Below are 21,597 nucleotides of genomic sequence, written 5' to 3' on the forward strand. Positions count from 1 at the left end.
ATTAAACAACCACTACCTTGTTTCTTCCTGTATTTTTAGCCTTGTACAAAGCTGAATCAACGTTCTGTATACTCTTTGCAAAATCGCCCGTGTACTTGGAAACGCCCACAGATACCGTAAAGGGAACAGGTGTATCTGTAGCAGCCTCTATATCGCGCCTGAACTGTTCCATTCTTGCGCAGGCATTATTCACATCGCAGTTCTTGAAGATAATAATGAATTCCTCACCGCCAAATCTGATAACATAGTCATCACCGTGAGTTTCTGTTGAAAGCTTTTTACCGATATACAAAAGTGTAAGGTCCCCTGTATAGTGACCATGCTCATCATTGACCTGCTTAAAGTAATCGATATCAAGCATTGCTATTGCGATAGGCTCCTGAGCATCAATAAGAGCATTCTTTGTTACAATTTTTTCCAAAAGGTGTCTGTTATAAACCTGAGTGAGCGGGTCTGTAACCATCGCAAGTTCAAGCTTCTGGCGAACCCTGTAATGATCAAGGTAATACAATGTCAGAAGCACATGTGAACTTATAACCGCAAGACCAACCGGGATCTGCAGCGCAAGAATAATATCAAGATTTGGATAGTGATTAAAAGTGTTGGTGATAAGGATCTCAAGAATAAAGATCACACTGGAAAGAAAGGTATATCTTGGTCTTGAAACAAATCCAACTGTCAAAAATACCACGTTCATGATTATGAAGCCTTCACTGGCATGAACCTTGATATCAAGATGATAGATGGACCACATAGTCGCAAGCACTATGCAGTGCGCAAGGGCAAAATCCAAAAAGGTGATGAGTTTGCTGTCGCGCACAAAATTAATGAGCACCAGAAAAAGCGCCAGCGCTACAAGTATTGAAAATCTTGGAATAAGTGTCGGAAGATAAGTGCCATTGAGCAAATAATCAGAGAAAATATATGTAATAGAAAAAAATGCGCCAACCACTAAACTGATAGCGACATAATTCTGATAATAATCACATTTTGACTGGTAAAAATCAGCCAGATCATCATCATTCATAGAACGGTAATCTTTAAATAAATTCAATAAAGCCTTGGCATTTTCAATAATTTTCATAAGTACAACTCCCCTAATACAATATTGTACTAGGAATAGGTAAATTTCGAAAGTCATTTTTTTGAATAAAAAACATCAAAAAAGGATGCGGCATAAAAGTCGCATCCCCTGTAATTATTCTTCCGAAGTATCTCCAACCGGCTTACCACCTGTTGCAAGCCACTTAAGATATGCATTGATAAATGGATCAAGATCACCATCAAGAATGCCATCCGCGTTTGATGCCTTAAATCCTGTTCTTGTATCATTTACCATTGTGTATGGCTGAAGTACATAGGATCTGATCTGGCTTCCCCATGCATTATCCTTTACTTCACCACGGATTCCGTCAAGCTTTGCAGCCTGCTCTTCCTGTTTCATAATGAACAGTTTAGCCTTCAACATCTGCATAGCCTTATCTTTATTCTGGAACTGTGAACGCTCATTCTGGCAGGCAACTACAACGCCTGTAGGAATATGTGTGATACGTACAGCTGATGATGTCTTATTGATGTGCTGTCCACCGGCACCACTTGAACGATATGTATCAATTCTAAGATCATCAGGATTGATCTCTACATCTACATCCTCTTCAATATCAGGCATAACATCGCATGATACGAATGATGTCTGACGCTTAGCCTGTGCATTGAACGGACTGATACGAACAAGTCTGTGAACACCGTGCTCTGACTTTAAAAGTCCATAAGCATTTGTTCCTGAAATCTGGAATGTAACTGACTTGATTCCGGCTTCATCACCATCGAGAAGATCGAGAACTTCTGTTGTGAAGCCCTTTCTCTCTGCCCATCTAGTGTACATACGATAGAGCATGCTTGCCCAGTCACAAGCCTCTGTTCCGCCTGCTCCTGCGTTGAGTCGAAGGATTACATCATATTTATCATAAGGCTGGTTGAGAAGATTGCTGATACGGATATTCTCTAAAGTCTCCTCAAACTCATCAAGCTCTGATCTAATCTCAGCAGCCATATCATCATCATCTACGCCTTCTGCATTCTGCATATCGATAAGATCAATAATATCGCCGTACTGATTGTTAAGTCTTTCGATGTTTTCAACAAGATCCTGCATATTCTTAAGATCTTTTGTCTTCTTGTTGGCCTTTTCTGCGTCATCCCAGAAACCAGGCTCTTCCATCTCACGACTAAGCTCTTCAATTATCTTTTTCTTAGACTCAAGGTCAAGAGAAGCAGTAACTTCTTTTAAAGTATCCTGCAGGTTCTGGATCTCAACCTTCATCTGATCTAAAACTACCATAAACTTACCTTTCTATAACAAACTTCTCAAACGTATTACTGTACTCTTCCGTGACAATTCTTGAACTTCTTGCCACTTCCGCATGGACATGGATCATTTGGATAAACCTTAGCTTCAACTCTCTTAACAGGAGTCTTTGCAACTGAATCATCCTTATTTGTTCCTGTAACCTTGGCTACCTGCTCACGCTCAACCTTCTCCTCGATATGAACATGGAAAAGAAGTCTCACTGTATCTTCCTTGATGTTTCTGGTCATATCATCAAACATCTCGTAGCCTGCAAGCTTGTACTCAAGTTTAGGATCTCTCTGGCCATATGCCTGAAGACCGATTCCCTGACGGAGCTGATCCATATCATCGATATGATCCATCCACTTTCTGTCAATTACTTTCAGAAGGATTACACGCTCGATCTCACGGATTGTTTCAGGTTCAGGGAACTCTGCCTCTTTTGTCTCGTAAAGCTTAACTGCTTCCTCTTTTAACTGCTGAAGAAGTCCTGCTTTTGTAAGAGTCTCGATACGTCCTCTTGTGATCTTCTTAAGTGGAACAGTTGGAAGCAAAAGCTCATTGAGCTCTGCAAGGTTCCAGTTATCAGGATCATTCTCCTCGCCTACAACTGTCTCTACCGCATTTTCTACAATATCAGTGATCATCTTGTAGATTGAATCCCTCATGGAATCTCCATCAAGAACTTTCTTACGCTCTGCATAGATGATCTCTCTCTGCTCATTGTTAACCTGGTCATACTCGAGAAGGTTCTTTCTGATAGCATAGTTATTGGACTCGATCTTCTTCTGAGCAGATTCAATAGCCTTTGAAAGAGATGAGTGCTCAATTTCCTGTCCATCAGGAATCTTAAGAGCATTGAACATTGCTATAAGTCTCTCTGAACCAAAGAGTCTCATAAGGTTATCCTCAAGTGAAAGGTAGAACTTGGATTCACCAGGATCACCCTGACGTCCGGCACGACCACGGAGCTGATTGTCGATACGTCTGCTCTCGTGTCTCTCTGTACCGATGATCTTAAGTCCGCCTGCTGCCCTTGACTCTTCATCAAGCTTAATATCAGTACCACGACCTGCCATGTTAGTAGCAATAGTAACTGCGCCGTGCTTACCTGCCTCTGCTACTATCTCAGCTTCCATTTCATGGAACTTGGCATTAAGTACCTGATGCTGAATACCACGTTTTCTAAGGAGCTTACTTATTTCCTCAGAAGACTCGATAGTGATGGTACCAACCAGTACAGGCTGTCCCTTTGCATGAGCTTCTTCTACTGCATCGCAGATAGCATTTAATTTCTCTTTTTTAGTCTTATAAACTGCATCCTGAAGATCCTTACGGATAACAGGCTCATTTGTAGGAATCTCGATAACGTCCATTCCGTAGATATCACGGAATTCTCTTTCCTCTGTAAGAGCAGTACCTGTCATACCACACTTTTTCTCGAACTTGTTAAAGAAGTTCTGGAAGGTGATAGTAGCAAGAGTCTTGGACTCTCTCTTAACCTTAACATGCTCTTTTGCCTCGATTGCCTGGTGAAGACCGTCTGAATAACGTCTTCCCGGCATTACACGACCTGTAAACTCATCAACGATAAGAACTTCATCATCCTTAACGATGTAGTCGTGATCTCTCTGCATAAGGTTGTTTGCACGAAGAGCAAGGATGATATTGTGCTGGATCTCAAGATTTTCCGGATCAGCAAGGTTCTCAATTCTAAAGAATCTCTCAACCTTGGCAACACCCTGTGCTGTAAGGTTTACGATCTTGTCTTTTTCATTGACGATAAAGTCACCGGTCTCTTCTCTCTCAACACCCATGATGGCATCCATCTTAGTGAGGTCTTCCATATCCTCACCACGTGTCATCTGCTTGGCAAGGATGTCACATGCCTCATAAAGCTTTGTTGATTTATCGGACTGACCGGAAATAATAAGAGGTGTTCTGGCTTCATCAATAAGGATAGAGTCTATCTCATCGATGATGGCATAGTTAAGTCCACGAAGAACACACTGCTCTTTATAGATTGCCATGTTATCACGAAGGTAATCAAATCCCAATTCGTTATTTGTAACATAAGTGATATCACAGTTATAAGCATCTCTTCTCTCTTCAGAAGTCATGCTGTTCAAAACAACACCAACAGTAAGGCCAAGGAACTCATGAATCTTACCCATCCACTCAGCGTCACGCTTTGCAAGGTAATCGTTAACTGTTACTACATGAACACCCTTGCCCTCAAGAGCGTCAAGGTAAGAAGGAAGTGTAGCCACAAGTGTCTTACCTTCACCGGTTCTCATCTCAGCGATTCTGCCCTGATGAAGGATAACTCCACCAATGAGCTGTACTCTGAAGTGCTCCATTCCAAGAACACGCTTACCTGCCTCACGAACTGTCGCATATGCCTCAGGCATAATATCATCAAGTGTTTCCCCATTTGCCAGTCTCTTCTTGAACTCATCTGTTTTGCCTCTGAGTTCCTCATCAGAAAGAGCCTGCATCTTTGGTCTCATAGCCTCAATTGAATCAACAGTGCTGCGGATTCTCTTAAGTTCTCTTTCGCTATGTGTACCAATAATCTTATCAATAATACTCATGTTTTATTCCTCATAAAAAAGGGCATAATAACCCAATATTTTAGCAAAAGTCCGTTGTACATTGTAGCAGATTAATGATAGCTTTTCAATACGCTTGTCACCTTAGTAAATATCTAATTGCAGCAAAAAGGTGCCGGTCAAAATGACCGACACCCTTGATAAATCATCAATATTCTTTTGCCTGTTCCTCACCGTTCATAACGCGGATAGCACCCTGTGCAAGAGCAAGAAGCTCGTCCTCACCAGGATATACAGTTACAGGGCAGATCCAGTCAACTCTCTCTTTGATGGCATCTGTGATCACCTGACCGTAAGCAATACCACCTGTAAGAATAATCTGATCAACTTTACCCTTTAATACTGTTGCGCAAGCACCAATGTTCTTGCAGATCTGGTAAATAAATGCATCGCGGACAAGAATTGCCTTCTCATTGCCCTCTTCACACATCTTGTTAACTTCTCTCATATCGTTAGTTCCAAGATATGCATTAAGTCCGCCGCCTCCGACGATCTTCTTTTTCATCTCATCGTATGTGTACTTACCTGAGAAGCACATATCTACAAGAGCCTTTGCAGGAATGCCGTTTGCTCTCTCAGGTGAAAATGCGCCGTCACCGTTAAGTGCTGCGTAAACATCTACCATCTTGCCGTTCTTATGAACACCTGTTGATGTACCACCACCCATGTGTACAACAATTACGCTGATCTCGTCATATTTTTTGCCGATCTCTTTTGCATATCTTCTTGCAACAGCCTTCTGGTTAAGAGGATGATCGATAGATACACGCTCAATTTCAGGAACACCTGAGATACGTGCTACAGGCTCCATCTCGTCAACTACAACAGGGTCAACGATGTAAGAAGGAACACCGATCTCATCACCGATCTCTCTTGCAAGGATACCGCCAAGGTTAGAAGCATGCTGGCCCTGAACGCCCTTTTTAAGATCCTCTAAAAGAGCATCTGTGCACTCATATGTACCACCAGGGATAGGTCTTAAAAGACCGCCTCTTCCAACTATTACATTAAAAGACTTAATATCAATACTCTCTTTTTTGAGGAAATCGAGAATGATGTTCTTACGGAAATCCTTCTGATTGATTATGCTTGCGAACTGATTGATCTCCTCAGTGCTGTGTCTTAATGTTTCCTCTTTTACAAGAGTCTCATCTTCAAAAATACCAACCTTTGTAGAAGTAGAACCCGGATTTATGATCAAACTTTTTATCATGATTATTCTCCTTAATGTAGTTACGCCTCTTGGCTTATTTATTAGCTACAACAGCAGCAAGTGCGATTGAGTTAACCTTAACTTCAACAGAATCTGATCTTGATGTAAGGATTACAGGAGCCTTTGTTCCTGTAAGAATGTTACCGTTCTTAACCTTTGCAAGTCTTACGATAGTCTTGTATGTAAGGTTTCCTGCGTGAATATCAGGGAAAAGAAGGATATCAGCGTCGCCGACAATCTTTCTGTCAAGGGCGCCAGCCTTGTGCTGAGCTGCCTCAGGGTCAATAGCAAGGTCCATTGAAAGAGGTCCGTCAACGATACAGTTCTTGATCTCGCCCTCTTCATTAAGTCTTGTGAGCTCTGCTGCCTCAACAGTAACAGGCATCTTAGGGTTAACAACTTCAACTGCTGCAAGTGGAGCAACCTTAGGGCACTCAACGCCGCAAGCTCTTGCAACATCTACTGTATATTCAATAATAACTTTCTTATCTTCAAGTGTTGGATATGGCATGAAAGCAACGTCTGTAAGGAATAAGAGACGGTCAATGCCTGGGATTTCAAATACGCAAACGTGAGAAAGTGGACGGCCTGTACGAAGACCAACTTCTTTATCAAGAACGCTCTTAAGGAAGTCTTTTGACTCAAGAGCACCCTTCATATAAATATCAGCCTTGCCTGATGATACAAGTGAAACTGCTGTGCGAGCTGCCTCGATAGTGTCCTTAACATCGATGATATCGAAGTCAGAAAGGTCCATTCCAACCTCTTTTGCCTTCTCCTCGATCAGGTCCTTATCACCAACAAGGATAGAATCTACGATTCCTCTCTCTTTTGCAATCTTGACAGCCTCAAGAACGTGTGTGTCCTGTGCAACTGCAACAGACATTTTCTTGGTGCTTGCTGTCTTAAGTTTAGCAAGAATGTCGTCAAAGCTCTTACTCATTTTAATAAACCTCCATTTGTCTATAAAGTAAAGAAAGTGTTAAACTTCGCCATATGACAAAAGTTTAACACTCCCTATTGTTAATTTCAACGTCTTTATGAATTTTTTATTAGAATTTAGAAGCCTTCCATTCTGCGCTGTTTGCGGAACTCACGCCTCTTGATGGCACCCTCCCACTCAGCCTTTTCATTTTCAGTCTTTATATTAAGTCCGTAAGGAACAAGGCATGGTGTCCCGTCGTCATCGATGCACACCTCAGTAAGATATGCTCTGTTGAGCACATGGCGCATTCCCGTCTTAACATCCTCAACATAGGTATCTACCCTTACTTCCATTGAAGTTTTGCCAACATATGTGATCTTGCCTATCATCACAAGAACATCGCCCAGAACTGCCCCCTGCTTGAACTGCATATTATCGATTGCTGCAGTAGCTATTGGGTTTCCTGAATGTCTGACAGCCACAGTTCCTGCAACCTCATCAATCCAACTCATAAGTTTTCCGCCAAAGAGTCTGTCCTCGGCATTGATATCATCGTACTTAACCACCTTAGTCCATTCAGTGATGGAATCCTCAACATTTTTGTTCGCTATTTGCTTATCAACATGAAATACCTTGCCCATACCCTGTACCTCCAAAGAGAGATTTTTATATGACTATTTTACCTTAAATTGCCGAAGTATGCTATCATATCTGAGTTGATTTGTGGTTAAAAGAACTGCCCTGTGTTAATATAAGAAAAGAAATTTTATTGGAGTTTAAATATAAATGGCTAAAATAAGTTTTATTATTCCGGTTTATAACACCGCTAAATATCTTGATGATTGCATGACCTCAGTGATGGGCCAGACCTATGAAGACATTGAGATCATTCTTATTGATGATGGTTCAACTGACGGTATAAGCCCACAGATGTGCGATGACTATGCTTCTTTTGACAAGCGCATCAGAGTCATCCACAAAGAGAACGGTGGCCTCATGTCCGCATGGATAGCAGGTGCCAAGGCTGCTACATCGGACTATCTCACCTTTGTCGACAGCGATGACTGGGTTGAATTTGATCTGGCAAAAGAGCTTGTGGCTCACATAGACCCTGCTTTTGCCGATTCAGAGATCATCGCAAGCAACTATATTGTTGAGAAGGCTGGCGAGCGCAGAAAAGAGACACAGTCTCTTGCCCCCGGCGTTTACATGGGAAAAGAGCTTGAGGCTCTCCACTCACATATCCTTGGGGATGAAGTCCGTCCCGTTACTATGTCCAGATGCATGAAGCTCATTTCCAGAAAGCTTTTGCTTGATAACCTCAAGTATTGCAATCACGACATTACAATGAGTGAAGACGTAAACATTACTCTTCCTTGCCTTTTGGACTGCAAAAGACTTGTTATCCTAAAAGACGCGTATAATTATCACTACAGACTTGTAGGCAGCTCCATTGCTCATTCCTACAACTCAAAGCTCCTTCAGAACCTGGAGCTTACCGATAAAACCTTCAGGGATATTTTTGCAGATAAAAACATCGAAAACTATGATAAACAGATGGACAGAGAGTTTATTATAATGCTGTTTGTCATTCTTAAAAACGAATTGCGCTGCCCTGAAAAAGACACACTTAAAAGAGTAAAGAATCTCTTTTTACGACCTGATATAAAAGAAAAAGTGACATCTACAAAAATAGATATCACTTCAAAATCAAACAAGCTTCTCTATACATGTATGAAACATCCAAATGCTGTCACTGTTGGCATCTGCAAGCTTATCATCAACATGTATGACAAAAAGACAAACTGATAATTGGGTATATAAAAATTGCGGCACAGATCATCGATCAATGCCGCAATTCCTTTTTTATCACATACTGATAATACCAAAAACATTAAGTATCGCACTTACCAGAATAATAAGTACAAATAAAGGACAAAGGAATCTGATCATAAAAGAGAAGACTCCTTTTCTTTTAAATGGATGTCCATCCTGCTCAACTTCCGCTTCGAGCTTCTCAATTCCCATGAACCTTGTTATAAGGATACATGTAGCAACAGCTGCAATAGGCATCATAACTGAGTTTGTAAGGAAATCAAAGAAATCAAGGAACTGCATTCCAATTATTGTCACAGAGCTAAGAGGCCCATTTCCAAGGGATGAAAGGCTTCCAAGTAAAAGCATGATGACGATCATTATTATGCTTCCCTTTTTTCTGCTCCACTTAAACTCATCGGCAAATGTGGAAACTGCGCTTTCTGTAAGTGCAATGGCACTTGTAACTGCCGCAAACAGGACAAGTGCAAAGAAAAGGATTCCTATGATCTTACCAAAACCCATGCTCGCAAAGATTTGTGGCATAGTTATAAACATAAGTGATGGTCCTGCCTTGAGCATGCTCTCATCACCGTGATAAAAAGAGAATACTGCAGGAATTATCATAAGGCTGGCAAGAACAGCTATGATCGTGTCAAAGAACTCAACCTGCTTGGTTGAGCCTTCAATGCTGACTTCCTTTTTTACATATGAACCGAAAGTGATGAGGATTCCCATCGCTATTGATAAGGAATAAAACATCTGGCCCATGGCCGTAACTATAGTCATGATGGAAAAGTGCTGGAAATTAGGGACAAAGAGATACTTTACACCCTCCAAAGCTCCCGGTCTTGTTACTGAGTAAACGCAGATAATAACTGCAAGTACCACAAGAACAGGCATAACCATTTTGGATACACGCTCTATTCCGCCCTCAACTCCCATGAATATTACTATCATGACAAGAGCAGCGAAGACTATAAACCAAAGTTCTGACGCAATACCATCAGTTATAAAATCGGTAAAAAAGGTATCACTTGCTATCACGTTAACATCATTTGTAATGTATTCAAAAAGATATTTACATACCCAACCGCCAATTACTGAATAATAGGGAACGATCAGGATTGGGATAATGGCATTGATCCATCCGCCAAGTCCCATCAATTTATTGTTACTGATACTGTTAAATGCTCCAACCGGGCTTTTCTTGGTATATCTTCCAATAGCAGTCTCAGCAATTATCATGGTATATCCAAATGTAAGCGCCAAAAGAATATACACGATAAGGAAAATGCCTCCGCCATACTTAGCGCAAAGATAAGGGAATCTCCAAATATTTCCCAAGCCTACTGACGCGCCTGCCGCAGACAATACAAAGCCTATTTTTCCGGAAAAAGATCCTCTGTGTTCCTGTTTCAAAATACTACTCTCCAATCTATAACAACTTCTTTAAAAAACATAAAGAAGATTATACACTAACGCCCCAAAATACGCCACTGGTTTAACGCAATAAAATCCAGACAACAGGTCTTATTGCTCCACCTGGCTTATTTACTACTTTTTCATCCATAACGATTGTTCCGTCAACTGTTACAATAGGCGCAGTTATACATGGAGTTGTATTTTCACCTCTAAGCCACCACCAGGAGGACCTGTAGCCTTTCATATCCCAGTTGTTGACCTTGCTGGGAGTGTTGATGTTCACTCCGTTTCTGGCCGCAACATCTGTTATTGCAATTTGCCTTGCTTCATCACTTTCAAAAAACTCTTCTGCCTCCTCAGGGGTTAACAAAGTCAGCATATCCCCGTCATTTTGAATGATGATATCCGCTTCTTTACCACTAAAGATTCCCGTGAACTCTTTTGAATTGATAAGTCTTCTTATATCTGAATCTTCCCAGGTTATCTCCTGATGATGCTGATTGTAGTAACTTCCTGCAATTCCATACTCACACATAAGGCACAGCTTATCTTCCTGCCTCTTTACAACTACCCAGGTCAGCCTTTCTTTCCCGGGATTATTAAGCTTTGTATTATAATGCCCAAACTTTACTACGTCGCCCACCTGCGCATCCTTAAAAACAGCGCATTCTTCACTGAATTCTTTTGAAATAACAACTGAATGGATTACAGGGATTGCTATTACTGCCAAGCCGCACATAAGAGCTAAAATGATCGCCACCTTTTTTAAATTTGCTTTTGGGGTCTTCGTTGTTCCCACTGCTGCCTTTGCTTCAAAAGAAGTGTTCAAAAGTTCTTTTACAGCCTTGACAGCAAAATTTGTAACCGGCGCTATAACAACCGAAAGCGCTATACTTACGCCGATTATTATCACATATCTTAATAAGTCACTTACCCTGATATCATGCAAAAGAGTATTCACCACATACCCATGTACCAGAAACAGCGGAAGCAAAATGCTCCCAAGATACTCAAGTATTCTGCTTTTTAGCGGAAATCTCATATTGAGAAGAAGTACAAAGGTCGTAAAAACAATACATGTGACCATCTGTACAAATAGAGTTATCGCTGCAAAACTCGCCCCATCATGCACCCATTCACGATAATAGCCGTAGTGATCAAGGCAGTAGATATTGCCTGCTGTCATGAGCAGCGTAAGAATTCCCATCACAACAACAATTGGATAGTAAGCTCTTTTTAATAAACTCTCTATCTGTTCCTTGAATCTTGCATATATAAGCCCATAGCAGAAGCAGATCGTCGAATTGTACCACCACTCGCCTCTAAACCAGTGGACCTTTCCTTCATATGGATCATGGCCCTGGAAAAAGCTGAATCCAATCAGTGCAACCGTCAAAAGACACAGCAAAAGCAGCGCCATGTCCTTGTTCTTCATAACTAAAAAAACGCCATAAAACAAAAGATACAAAATAACAATCTCTATCACAAACCAGCCATTACTGTTTACCAATATAAGGCCAAGTATCTCTTTTGCCCCCTTGACTAAACCAAGGGATTCTTTTTTATAGAACAACTGAGCCAAAACAATCAGAAGATTGGTGATCCAAAAAGGGATAAGCACCGCCGGAAGGCGTTTTTTAAAAAAAACTCCAAGATAGTCCTCTTTACTTAGATAGCTATAGATAAGCCCATATCCGGAAAAGAAAAAGAACAGTGCTGTGAACATAAATCCTATGTAACTAAATACAGTGATGGGTCCTTTAGGATTATTTCCATATGACGTTATCTGCTGTGTGACGTGATGTATCATGATTCCGATGCACGCAAGCGCCTGGATTTGCTTACTCTGCTTCAGATTTAGATAGTCCTGCGAAAACTGTATCTTTCTTCCCCTAAAGATGCCTTCCTCCATTGTCCAGAATCCCCCACTCATAGTAATATGCTTTTTTGCTACATTTATTATAAACACGTTTTCTTTTTATCGGTAGCATGTATTGTTGCAATATTTTTGTATACAATTATACATTTTACTTTTCTTTCTCATTTTAATGTGATAAAGTTAAAAAAACTTTTTTAATAGGATGGAGAGTCGTATGGAGAAATTTTTATCAACTGTTGAAAACGTCAATAATGCTGTTAACGGATTTGTTTGGGGACTTCCAATGCTTGTTCTTTTAGTAGGAACAGGAATTCTTATGACATGTCTCACTAAATTTTTCCAAATATCCCATTTTAAACATTGGGTTTCGAACACGATCGGTGGAATATTTAAAGACTCACATGTCACTGCACATACAAAAGAGAATGACACTCAGATATCACAGTTCCAAAGCCTGTGTACAGCACTGGCAGCTACAATCGGAACAGGTAATATCGCCGGTGTCGCTGCTGCCATCGCTTCCGGTGGTCCGGGTGCTATTTTTTGGATGTGGATTGTGGCATTCTTTGGAATGATGACTAACTTCTCAGAAAACGTACTTGGTATTTACTACCGCCGAAGGAACGAGAGAAATGAGTGGTGCGGCGGTGCTATGTATTATCTTCGTGATGGCCTGGGTTCCAAGCCCGGTTGCAAGGTTGCAGGCTCTGTCCTGGCAGTTCTTTTTAGTATCTTCTGTATCCTTGCTTCATTTGGTATCGGCAACATGGGTCAGATCAATTCAATCGCAGTCAATATGAACACTGCCTTTGGTATCCCAAGCATTGTTACCGGAATCTTACTTATGATCCTTGCAAGCCTTGTTATCGTTGGCGGTCTTAAGAGAATCGCCTCTGTCACAGAAAAACTTGTTCCTTTTATGGCTATCATCTATATGGTTGGCGCAATCATAGTCTGCATCATGCACATTGACCAGCTTGGCGCAGTATTTACATCAATCATCAAAAGTGCCTTTGGCCTTCGCGCTGTAGGCGGCGGTATTGTAGGCAGCGGCGTAGCAATGGCTGTTCAGTGGGGAATGAAAAGAGGAGTATTCTCTAACGAAGCCGGACTTGGCTCATCAGTAATCGTTCACTCAAGCTCAAACGTTCGTGAGCCTGTAGTTCAGGGAATGTGGGGAATTTTCGAGGTATTTGCAGATACTATAATTGTATGCTCCATCACAGCTTTTGCAGTTCTTTCAAGTGGTCTTGTGGACCTTGAGACCGGCGTTGTAACTTCAAGTCAGGTATCAACCGCTCTTGTTGCTGAAGCTTTTTCAACTGTATTTGGTAAGTTCGGATATGCCTTTATCGCAATCGCTATTTTGCTCTTTGCCTTCTCTACTACTCTTGGCTGGAGCCAGTACGGAAGTAAAGCTTTTGAATATCTTTTCGGAAGAAAAAATATAAAGTTCTACCACATAATTTTCGTGGTATTCATCGTATTTGGCGCAACTATGGATCTTACACTTGCCTGGGATCTTTCAGATACATTCAACGGAATGATGGCAATACCTAACCTTATCGGCGTCCTTTCATTAAGCGGCACAGTTATGAAGATTACCCACAACTACGTTCAGAGAGTCATTCTCCATCAGGACGTAAAGCCTATGCTCTCTGCAATTGACGACATTCAGGCATTACATGAAAAAGAACTGGCTGATAAAGAATTAGAGCCCATAGCTTCAGGAGAATAAAAAGACACATTTCCACTCACTATGGGAGCTGCATTTTGGCCTCCCATAGTGGGTATATGTCCTGCTTTTCCAAGTTCATGTTTTACCATATCTTTAAGATATTCCATATTAGCCTTTGTGATGGCTTTTTCCTCTGAAGCCCTGTGCTTTCTCTTAAGGTCTTCAAGGTCCTCCCTGCTCATGTGAGGATCTACAACTTCCATTGTTTCAAGCATTTCCATGGCTTCCTGAAGCTCTTTTAGCTCTTCCTCTCCAAATTCTGAGATCATCTTATTAAGCTCAGCCATCATTTCATCCGAAACAGCTTCTCCGCTTTCTTCTATCTGCGCAAGTGCTTCTTCAAGCATTTCCTCACGCTCATCAAAGATTTCATCTTCTTTTTCAGTGATCTTTTCTTCTTCAGCCTGTGTTATGGCACTTTGCATACCCTGAACAGCATCCTTTTGCTGGTCTAAGCGCTCGTCTCTCTTCTGAGTACGAGTCACCATTTCTTCAAGCTCCAAGTGATGTTTCTTTTTCTTTGCTACCATTTCCATGCGCTTTGCATGGGTTAAAGCCAGCTGCAGTTCCTCAGGGTCTCCATCCCCGGAGGAAATCTTTCTCTTTATCTGCGTGACAGCTCTTTTGGCCGCAAGCACAGCCTGCCCCGCACTGTTTGATGTCTTGGCACTGCGTATCTTGGATGCAACTTCTTTGTAGTTGTACTTTTCAGCGCTTTCCATCTCTGTTTCTGCTGCATCAGGAGCACCTGACGTCTCCAGAAAATCATTTACCTTTTTATTATTCTGATTCTGCAAGGAATCCTGCTTCAGAGTACGGATCATCTGCCGCATCTGCTGTGATAAGCCGTTTCTATCTTCCGCTGCTCTGTCTGTGATCTTATCAAAACTTGAGGCCATAGGGTTTACAGGACTCTTTCCCATAATGGTGTTTTTCGAAGCTCCGCCCTGCTTTCCTACCTGATTTTGGGCAAAAAGACTCCCCTGGGCATTCTTCATGTAGGATGAATAGTATTGGTTATTGGTATTAAAAGATATATTCATACCGCACCCCGCTTACTTCCATCAGCCTCTGAAATCTATCTTTGTTCCAACCATTTTCTCTGACTCTGTCATGACAGTTCCGGACGCATTATTGTAGGAGTAGGCCTGTACATTTGAAAGGAGTTCATCCATAGAATCTGCTTCAAATGTTACATATTCCTCATCATTTTGAATTTCAGTATTTTCTTTGTCCTGATCTGCCTTTTCAGCCTTTTTATCCCTTGCCTTCTGAATACGCTCTTCCTGAGCCTTCTTTTCTGCTTTCTTCTTGTCCTGATGCTTTTGTGCTTTCTTTTCAGCGGCCTTCTTTTCAATGCGCTTCTTCTGAATATCTGATGATTTAGTCACTGTGGCAAAGAAATTCTCTTTTCCATCAGAATCGACGCTCATTCCAAAGTTCTTTATATTAGCGCCACTACTTGTAAGCCCCATCTTGGCCTGCAACATCTTAGCCTGGGATGAAGCAATTATTCCTTCGTATTTCTTGCGGAAGTTCTCATCCGTGGCCATTCTCTCAAGTTTTTCTTCGTCAATAAGAACCACCATTTTGTTGGCATTACCATAAGCCGCAGCATTCTGCTGAACCTGCGCCTTCATATCCTTGCTGACCGTTATGAACTCCATGTTATGGAATTTCGACTGCAGCTTTCCAAGATAGTCTTTTGCCTTATCCGAAAGCTGAACATCACCAATAGTAGCGCCAAACTCTGTCATCTTTGGCACCAGCGAGCTCTTTGTATCAATCGGACTCCACGGTTTTGTATTTGTTTTTGTTGCCTGAGAAGCATTGGCTGAACCAGCCTGATCTGTCTTACCTGTATTAGAAGTCTTCGATGCTACTGATTTCTCATTATAGACACCATGACTACTCTGCTGATAAGTGGAAACACCATTAATCCCTGCCATACTGATCTACCTCCTTGTAAAAAAGCCGACATCCATGAACCTGTAAACCTAAAAATCTTCCTGTTTTTCCTTATCAACAAATATATCGACACAAATCCACTTAAACTTAACCCCCTTCGGGTGGTCCTAGGGGACGGGGTTTGTGGTCCATTCCCCCATAATGATTTTCAAAAGATCCACTACACCAATATCTTGTCCGGATTCATATTTCTCAAGTTCAGCCATATCATCTTTCCCAAAAGAAATCAGTCTATCAACCTCATTACTGCCTGTCTCCTTCTTAAAGGAATCAAAGGCATGTTGAATTGTTTTTGAATCAAGGTTTGAATAAAAAACAAATGGAAAGCCATACTTATTGTCATTAGTAACAAGATACGATTTGCCTATATCAGTAACGCTATCCCTGATTTCCTTTCCAACCTCTTCTCCAAGCTCTCGAAATGCTGTCACTAAAGGTGATAACTTGTTATTATCTGTACTGCCATCCTCATGTATGGCGCCACCAATAAACCTGTCAGAAGGGTCCATAACTCCACCTATTCCCTGAATCTTTCCTACAAACTCTGAACCTACGCCATTTAACGAAACAAATAGTTTTTTGTCAGATGAAACTAATATGCAACCGGCATACATACTTCTACATGCATACTCTCCAAGATCCTTGATCTCACTGTATTTGTAATGAGCATAATCAGAAGGCTCACAGGTTATCGTGACTATGCCGTCATCATTTTCCATATTGATTACAGAATATAACGCCCCATTAAACATCCCCGGATACTTTGCTGTAAGTTCATTCCAGTAAACTTGTACTCTTTCTTCAATATCCTTAGGAAGCTCTCTTGCTGCAGTTTCTTTTATTTTTAGCTCTTTTATCGGAATGATTTTAGTCATATTTGTCTTCGCTTTCTATGTATTTCTTGATTTCTTCGGCAGTCCTTATCACGTTCTCAATATCCGCATAAGAAGCATTATCTTTGGCAAAAGCATTGATATCACGCAGATACTGCAAACCATATCCAAATTTTTCCAGCATCCACTCCTGATTAGGAAAAATCCATATATGGAAGTGCTTGGAGCGTTCTTCCTGAACCAATGTAACAGTTTCGGCAATTTTCAGATCCTTTACAGCTCTTTCTGCAATTGCTATTGCATTTCCTATCTCAGCTCTCTCGTCTACAGTTAATTCCGCAAAAGACTGAATGTGTCTTTTACTTGTAATTATTAGAAAACCGGGAATTGGAATCTCAGGATCTGCGGCAAGAATAATCGACTCCCCATCATAAATTATTCCCCCAGGAAGTTTCATCTCGCCACGCACAATTGCGCATCCTACGCACTCAGACTTAATTTCATTCCCTAATATATCTTTTCTGTTCATAGCTTCCCCTTTGCATATTAGTTTTCAACTATAAGGATAAAGCATGCCCTTAGGGCAAGGTCAATATTAGTTGTCTTTTTTACACAAAAGTCAGTCCATTCAATCCTTTTTCACACATTTTATGAGCCACTTATTACAACCTATAACACATTTCATTATTATTGTTATGACGCCAGCATCACATGCATAAAGACGATTATTTTTACATCTGTACCGTTTTTGATTTATTATAAAAAAGCTTCAAACATAGATAAACTCTAAGTTTGAAGCCACATACAATTACTGCCGGTTCATATTTAGCTCACATGTCACTTAAAACAATGATAGAACACACTGTCCATATCCACAGTAACAGGTCCGTCACCAAGCAAGGCACTATCAAAATATTTCTCAATTTTCTCTCTGTTATCCTCAAGGTATTTTCCGCCTTCTGGATACTTTTTCAGCACTCTGTCAAAAAGAGCACCTGCATTATCAAATACAAGCGGTCCCGGAAGCGCTATCTTTTCTACTCTGTCAAAACTCTCTGATAAAAGCGCTTCAAACTCTACGTCTGCCTGCCTTCTCTCATCTCTCTTTTTATGGGCAAAAGAAATATCAAGTCCCGCTTCAGTTAAACACTTTTCCCAAAAATCATATTCCTTAACCGCTTCACCATAGTGATTCACAGAAAACATGCCACCTGCTGCCAGTACCTGCGCCACATTCTTGATAAAATATGCATCATCATGCAGGTAAGATAAAAGATAATGAGCAATAATCTTTGAATACCTCTTCTCTCTTATCTTTTCCCAGGTATCATCTTTTTCAAGGTTACTAAAAATGACCTGTATATCAGAGCCTTTAGGAAGCGTCTCGCGGTTCTCTTCAAGATAATTATAGAAATCATCAGCCCAGTTTCCGTGGATGTCTACACCTTCCACATTGAAATTCTCAGGAATGCGCTCCCAGTTCTTTCTCCATAACAAGCCGTAACTGCAACCTAGGTCAAGAACAGTATCATTTTCCTCAAAGGATAACGAATTAAAAATCTTTTCATACCACTCGATTCCGTCAGCTGCATGTTCTTCAGCATACCACCTGCGTTCATCCGCCCCCTGACTCATTTCCATCTTCTTGATGATATCTGCAATATCGTCCCAGTCAGGATTCTCATCAAACCTTGCAAGTGCTGATTTGATGCACTTCGCAGACTTTTGAAGCTCATATATTTTCTGATTCATCATTTCAAGCTGCTTTTCAAGGATTTCCCTTATGGAACTCTGATCATCATTCTCAAGACTGCTCTTTATCTCTTCAAGGCTAAATCCAATATGCTTAAGCGCAATGATCTTTTCAAGAATAATTAATGAGCTTTTATCATAGAGTTTGTAATTCCCTTCAGAAAGCCCAATAGGCTTAAGAAGCCCTTTTTCGTCATAAACACGAAGCGCCTTTGTTGATACTCCTGCCTGCTTTGCAATTTCTCCGGATGTCATTTTTTCTTTCATATCGTTGCCCTCCATTTAGATAAAAAAATCTCCATTACTATTAGACCAAACAGATGATATTAACCTTCTTATCATGTGATGGCTTAATGTTAAGGGCTGCCCCAAGGGCAAGGTCAATACTTTTTTATATACATTTTATGCACTTCCATTCTTCCAGAAGCTTTTCCATATTCCATGCGGCATTTGCAGGGCTCGTCGAAGGAAGACATATTGCAGGCCTTTTGATCACTGGCTCCGTATACTTTTCATAATACTTAAGTGCCGTTTTACCATTAGCATATATTGCCTTGATATCCGCTGTATTTAAAATAACGCTTAGATCGTTCGGTACTACATTAGTGATACTGGAATCCGATGATCCTACAATATCGCAAGACTTTATAACATCCCATAATGCAATCTTATTTCTTAACAAAAGAGCTTTCTTCTCCTCAATTGTCACTGGCTCTCCCTCTTCAAATACTTCAGAAACAACCTTCCAAAATCTATTCTGCTTGTGTCCATAGAAAAAACCTTCTTCTCTTGATTTAACAGAAGGAAAGCTCCCTAGAATAAGAATTTTTGAATTTTTATCATAAACAGGTTTTATCGGATGTATAACCATTTTTCACGCTCTCTTAATCATTAGAATAGCTTTGATCGTGTGGAACCAATCAACCTTATCAAAAACCTGGCAAAGAACGCCAGCCTTTCCTTTACGGCCTATTTTTATAAGATATTCCGTATTTAACAGTTTGTCATATGAGCTTAAAGATTCTAATACTCCCATTGTATCTCCCCAAAAATATAGACCTTGTATTTGGTTACAAGGTCTTTTAGATAATTTTCTTTCGGATAATCCTATCTGGTTTGTGGTTATTTATCGAACCCACCTAGAACTCCATCAAAGAAAGCGTTCCAGAACCCTCTTTGATTTCGACGTTCAAACGAACCTCAAGTGTCCGCTGTTAAGATTATAGTATTGTAATCAAAACCTTAAGTCAAGAATATAAAGAGATAATTCATAGGAATTTCATTGCACATTTTTATGCTTCCAATCCATAATCCTGAATTCTCTCTTTCCACTTTTTGTACTTCTTGTACTGAATATCACCCAATTCCCAGAAATTTACTTCAGGATCACATTCGCCAACTATTTGCTTTTCACCAACCAGTTTATAACCTAGCGCCTCAAAAAAGTTCTTTATGTAGTTATACCAGACAGAAGGTTCCGCAAATTTACCAGCTATCGATTCTAATCGGTTATCCTCATTAAAAAACCACGGATTTGGAAAGTTTTCATCCATTTTTTCATATGGATTGATCCTATTTGAAAACTTTATGTACTCCTTGATCAATGTCTCATCTGGCGCAGGAATTATCTCTAGTTCACCTGCCCCAATCATCCAACATCCCATTTTTATTCCTCCTTGATAAATGTAAAATTTAGGCTATAATATAACCATCGGTTATTGTATGATACATAACCATTGGTTACTTGTCAATAGTGAAATGAGGTCCATATGAAATTCAAAGCTGAAAGAATAATCCAAATTCGTGAACAATTAGGTATGAACAAAGCTGAAGCAGCAAGAAAACTCAACATGTCTGCAATGGGTTACGGTCGTTATGAAAATGGGCAAAGGGAGCCATCATTCCAAACAGTATGTTTCATAGCGTCAATGTTCAACACTACTTCTGACTATCTTTATGGCTTAACAGATGATCCAAATCCAAGTACAATAACGATTTCTTCATCTGAAGACCCAGAACTCTTTTCATTTGTAAACTCTCTACAGAAGGATAAATCCTTAGAAAAAAGGTTATTAGAATACTTTAATAAACTGACTCAGCAAAATAAATGAACGCAAAAAAAGAAGCATCACTGCTTCTCTCTTACTGCCGGCGACCGGGGTCGAACCGGTACGGGTATCACTACCCACGGGATTTTAAGTCCCGGGCGTCTGCCTATTCCGCCACGCCGGCATTTACCATATTAAGTTCTGGTAAAAAATACGCGATATGCTATATACAACATATCGCGAATGGGGCCTACAGGGCTCGAACCTGTGACCCTCTGCTTGTAAGGCAGATGCTCTCCCAGCTGAGCTAAGACCCCATATACTGGGTTAAGTTCTAAAGAACTAATGGAGATTCAGGGACTTGAACCCGGGACCGACCGGTTATGAGCCGGTTGCTCTAACCAACTGAGCTAAATCTCCTAAATGACTCCGACGAGAATCGAACTCGTGTTACCGCCGTGAAAGGGCGATGTCTTGACCGCTTGACCACGGAGCCATATGCTTTGCAACCGTGCTACGGTGCTTTGTGCTTTTCGCTCTGCCCACTCTACTAAGCTCGTGAGAAAACTCGCTAAGTAGCTGTGCAGGCTTCGCACCAAGTTCGACAATACCTCACTAGGTGCTCTAACTCCCCCTGTCGGACTCGAACCAACGACACTTCGGTTAACAGCCGAATGCTCTACCGACTGAGCTAAGGAGGATTATAAGATACCTTATATACAAAATACCATGCTTCTGCATGGTCTTTCATATCTCTTGTACCTTCAAAACCGAACACTGATTTATCTAAATCCAATTCTCTATACTTACCTTTATGGATAAGCCCTCGACCTATTAGTACACATCAGCTGAACACGTTACCATGCTTACACCTTGTGCCTATCTAACCTCGTACTCTACAAGGGGTCTTACTGGACAAGCCAGGGATATCTCATCTTGAGGGGGGCTTCACGCTTAGATGCCTTCAGCGTTTATCCCTTCCGGACGTGGCTACCCAGCCTTATGCATCTGGCGATGCAGCTGATACACCAGCGGTCCG

The 21,597-nt window shown here is 40.9% G+C and carries 19 protein-coding genes, 5 tRNA genes and 1 rRNA gene; 3 read left to right on the forward strand and 22 right to left on the reverse strand.

The genetic code is table 11. The features are described from left to right. Position 1 precedes the first annotated feature (1 nt). From C4S54_RS05745 to C4S54_RS05770, 6 genes are all read right to left on the reverse strand, one after another. The gene (locus tag C4S54_RS05745; RefSeq protein WP_160110692.1) at positions 2-1,084 is read right to left on the reverse strand and encodes a GGDEF domain-containing protein; all 1,083 of its coding nucleotides are present in this window, start codon (positions 1,082-1,084) and stop codon (positions 2-4) included. Positions 1,085-1,198: 114 nt separating this feature from the next. Further along, the gene (prfB, locus tag C4S54_RS05750; protein WP_103868671.1) at positions 1,199-2,341 is read right to left on the reverse strand and encodes a peptide chain release factor 2; all 1,143 of its coding nucleotides are present in this window, start codon (positions 2,339-2,341) and stop codon (positions 1,199-1,201) included. Positions 2,342-2,376: 35 nt separating this feature from the next. Further along, positions 2,377-4,944, reverse strand: a complete 2,568-nt coding sequence (gene secA, locus C4S54_RS05755) for a preprotein translocase subunit SecA (RefSeq protein ID WP_103868672.1) — start codon at positions 4,942-4,944, stop codon at positions 2,377-2,379. Between the two features lie 166 nt (positions 4,945-5,110). Further along, positions 5,111-6,175 (reverse strand): butyrate kinase, encoded by a 1,065-nt coding sequence (gene buk / locus C4S54_RS05760; protein WP_103868673.1) that lies wholly within the window; start codon positions 6,173-6,175, stop codon positions 5,111-5,113. Between the two features lie 34 nt (positions 6,176-6,209). Continuing rightward, a complete protein-coding gene (ptb, locus tag C4S54_RS05765; RefSeq protein ID WP_103868674.1) occupies positions 6,210-7,118 on the reverse strand; it encodes a phosphate butyryltransferase in 909 nt (302 codons plus the stop codon). Between the two features lie 116 nt (positions 7,119-7,234). Beyond that, entirely contained in the window at positions 7,235-7,741 is a 507-nt protein-coding gene (locus C4S54_RS05770; protein WP_022774634.1) for an acyl-CoA thioesterase, read from the reverse strand. A gap of 145 nt (positions 7,742-7,886) precedes the next feature. Between C4S54_RS05770 and C4S54_RS05775 the strand changes: the two genes are divergently transcribed. Next, positions 7,887-8,909 carry a glycosyltransferase family 2 protein gene (locus tag C4S54_RS05775; RefSeq protein ID WP_103868675.1) on the forward strand — a complete coding sequence of 341 codons (1,023 nt, stop codon included), beginning with the start codon at positions 7,887-7,889 and terminating at the stop codon, positions 8,907-8,909. 60 nt (positions 8,910-8,969) lie between these two features. Here C4S54_RS05775 and C4S54_RS05780 read toward each other — a convergent pair whose 3' ends face one another. Both C4S54_RS05780 and C4S54_RS05785 read right to left on the reverse strand, forming a co-directional pair. After that, the gene (locus tag C4S54_RS05780; protein WP_242973748.1) at positions 8,970-10,340 is read right to left on the reverse strand and encodes a sodium-dependent transporter; all 1,371 of its coding nucleotides are present in this window, start codon (positions 10,338-10,340) and stop codon (positions 8,970-8,972) included. Between the two features lie 79 nt (positions 10,341-10,419). Beyond that, positions 10,420-12,252 (reverse strand): acyltransferase family protein, encoded by a 1,833-nt coding sequence (locus C4S54_RS05785; RefSeq protein ID WP_160110693.1) that lies wholly within the window; start codon positions 12,250-12,252, stop codon positions 10,420-10,422. Between the two features lie 181 nt (positions 12,253-12,433). Here C4S54_RS05785 and C4S54_RS05790 point away from each other — a divergent pair, with 181 nt between their 5' ends. After that, positions 12,434-13,957 carry an alanine/glycine:cation symporter family protein gene (locus tag C4S54_RS05790; RefSeq protein WP_103868678.1) on the forward strand — a complete coding sequence of 508 codons (1,524 nt, stop codon included), beginning with the start codon at positions 12,434-12,436 and terminating at the stop codon, positions 13,955-13,957. Here the strand turns inward: C4S54_RS05790 and C4S54_RS05795 are convergent. The 8 genes from C4S54_RS05795 to C4S54_RS05825 all read right to left on the reverse strand — a co-directional run bounded on the left by C4S54_RS05795 (position 13,894) and on the right by C4S54_RS05825 (position 20,174). Then, a complete protein-coding gene (locus C4S54_RS05795; RefSeq protein WP_103868679.1) occupies positions 13,894-15,000 on the reverse strand; it encodes a hypothetical protein in 1,107 nt (368 codons plus the stop codon). The genes C4S54_RS05790 and C4S54_RS05795 overlap by 64 nt on opposite strands. Positions 15,001-15,021: 21 nt before the next feature. Beyond that, on the reverse strand, positions 15,022-15,906 hold the full coding sequence (locus C4S54_RS05800) for a DUF6033 family protein (protein WP_103868680.1): 885 nt from the start codon (positions 15,904-15,906) through the stop codon (positions 15,022-15,024). A gap of 126 nt (positions 15,907-16,032) precedes the next feature. Further along, positions 16,033-16,800: a hypothetical protein gene (locus tag C4S54_RS05805; protein WP_103868681.1), complete on the reverse strand. Its 768-nt coding sequence runs from the start codon at positions 16,798-16,800 to the stop codon at positions 16,033-16,035. Beyond that, complete coding sequence (locus tag C4S54_RS05810; RefSeq protein WP_103868682.1) at positions 16,793-17,287, reverse strand: HIT family protein; 495 nt, start codon at positions 17,285-17,287, stop codon at positions 16,793-16,795. Before C4S54_RS05810 ends, C4S54_RS05805 begins: the two co-directional genes overlap by 8 nt. A gap of 308 nt (positions 17,288-17,595) precedes the next feature. Further along, a complete protein-coding gene (locus tag C4S54_RS05815; protein ID WP_103868683.1) occupies positions 17,596-18,777 on the reverse strand; it encodes a MerR family transcriptional regulator in 1,182 nt (393 codons plus the stop codon). Between the two features lie 124 nt (positions 18,778-18,901). Then, positions 18,902-19,381, reverse strand: a complete 480-nt coding sequence (locus tag C4S54_RS05820; protein WP_103868684.1) for a DNA-deoxyinosine glycosylase — start codon at positions 19,379-19,381, stop codon at positions 18,902-18,904. A gap of 3 nt (positions 19,382-19,384) precedes the next feature. Further along, positions 19,385-19,546: a hypothetical protein gene (locus C4S54_RS15950; RefSeq protein WP_160110694.1), complete on the reverse strand. Its 162-nt coding sequence runs from the start codon at positions 19,544-19,546 to the stop codon at positions 19,385-19,387. A 256-nt stretch (positions 19,547-19,802) separates the two neighbouring features. Beyond that, positions 19,803-20,174 (reverse strand): hypothetical protein, encoded by a 372-nt coding sequence (locus C4S54_RS05825; RefSeq protein WP_103868685.1) that lies wholly within the window; start codon positions 20,172-20,174, stop codon positions 19,803-19,805. A gap of 105 nt (positions 20,175-20,279) precedes the next feature. Between C4S54_RS05825 and C4S54_RS05830 the strand changes: the two genes are divergently transcribed. After that, the gene (locus C4S54_RS05830) at positions 20,280-20,621 is read left to right on the forward strand and encodes a helix-turn-helix domain-containing protein (RefSeq protein ID WP_103868686.1); all 342 of its coding nucleotides are present in this window, start codon (positions 20,280-20,282) and stop codon (positions 20,619-20,621) included. A 35-nt stretch (positions 20,622-20,656) separates the two neighbouring features. On the opposite strand, the gene C4S54_RS05835 is transcribed toward C4S54_RS05830, so the two are convergent. From C4S54_RS05835 to C4S54_RS05860, 6 genes are all read right to left on the reverse strand, one after another. Next, positions 20,657-20,742 (reverse strand) — tRNA-Leu (locus C4S54_RS05835). Positions 20,743-20,802: 60 nt separating this feature from the next. Then, a tRNA-Val gene (locus tag C4S54_RS05840) sits at positions 20,803-20,875 on the reverse strand. A gap of 29 nt (positions 20,876-20,904) precedes the next feature. After that, positions 20,905-20,978 (reverse strand) — tRNA-Ile (locus C4S54_RS05845). Between the two features lie 4 nt (positions 20,979-20,982). Continuing rightward, positions 20,983-21,054, reverse strand: a tRNA-Glu gene (locus C4S54_RS05850). Positions 21,055-21,186: 132 nt separating this feature from the next. Beyond that, positions 21,187-21,259, reverse strand: a tRNA-Asn gene (locus C4S54_RS05855). Positions 21,260-21,372: 113 nt separating this feature from the next. After that, positions 21,373-21,597, reverse strand: a 23S ribosomal RNA gene (locus C4S54_RS05860); the annotation flags it as partial.

This window comes from Butyrivibrio sp. Su6, from assembly GCF_900108105.1.
In the GTDB taxonomy this organism is placed as follows: Bacteria; Bacillota; Clostridia; order Lachnospirales; family Lachnospiraceae; genus Butyrivibrio.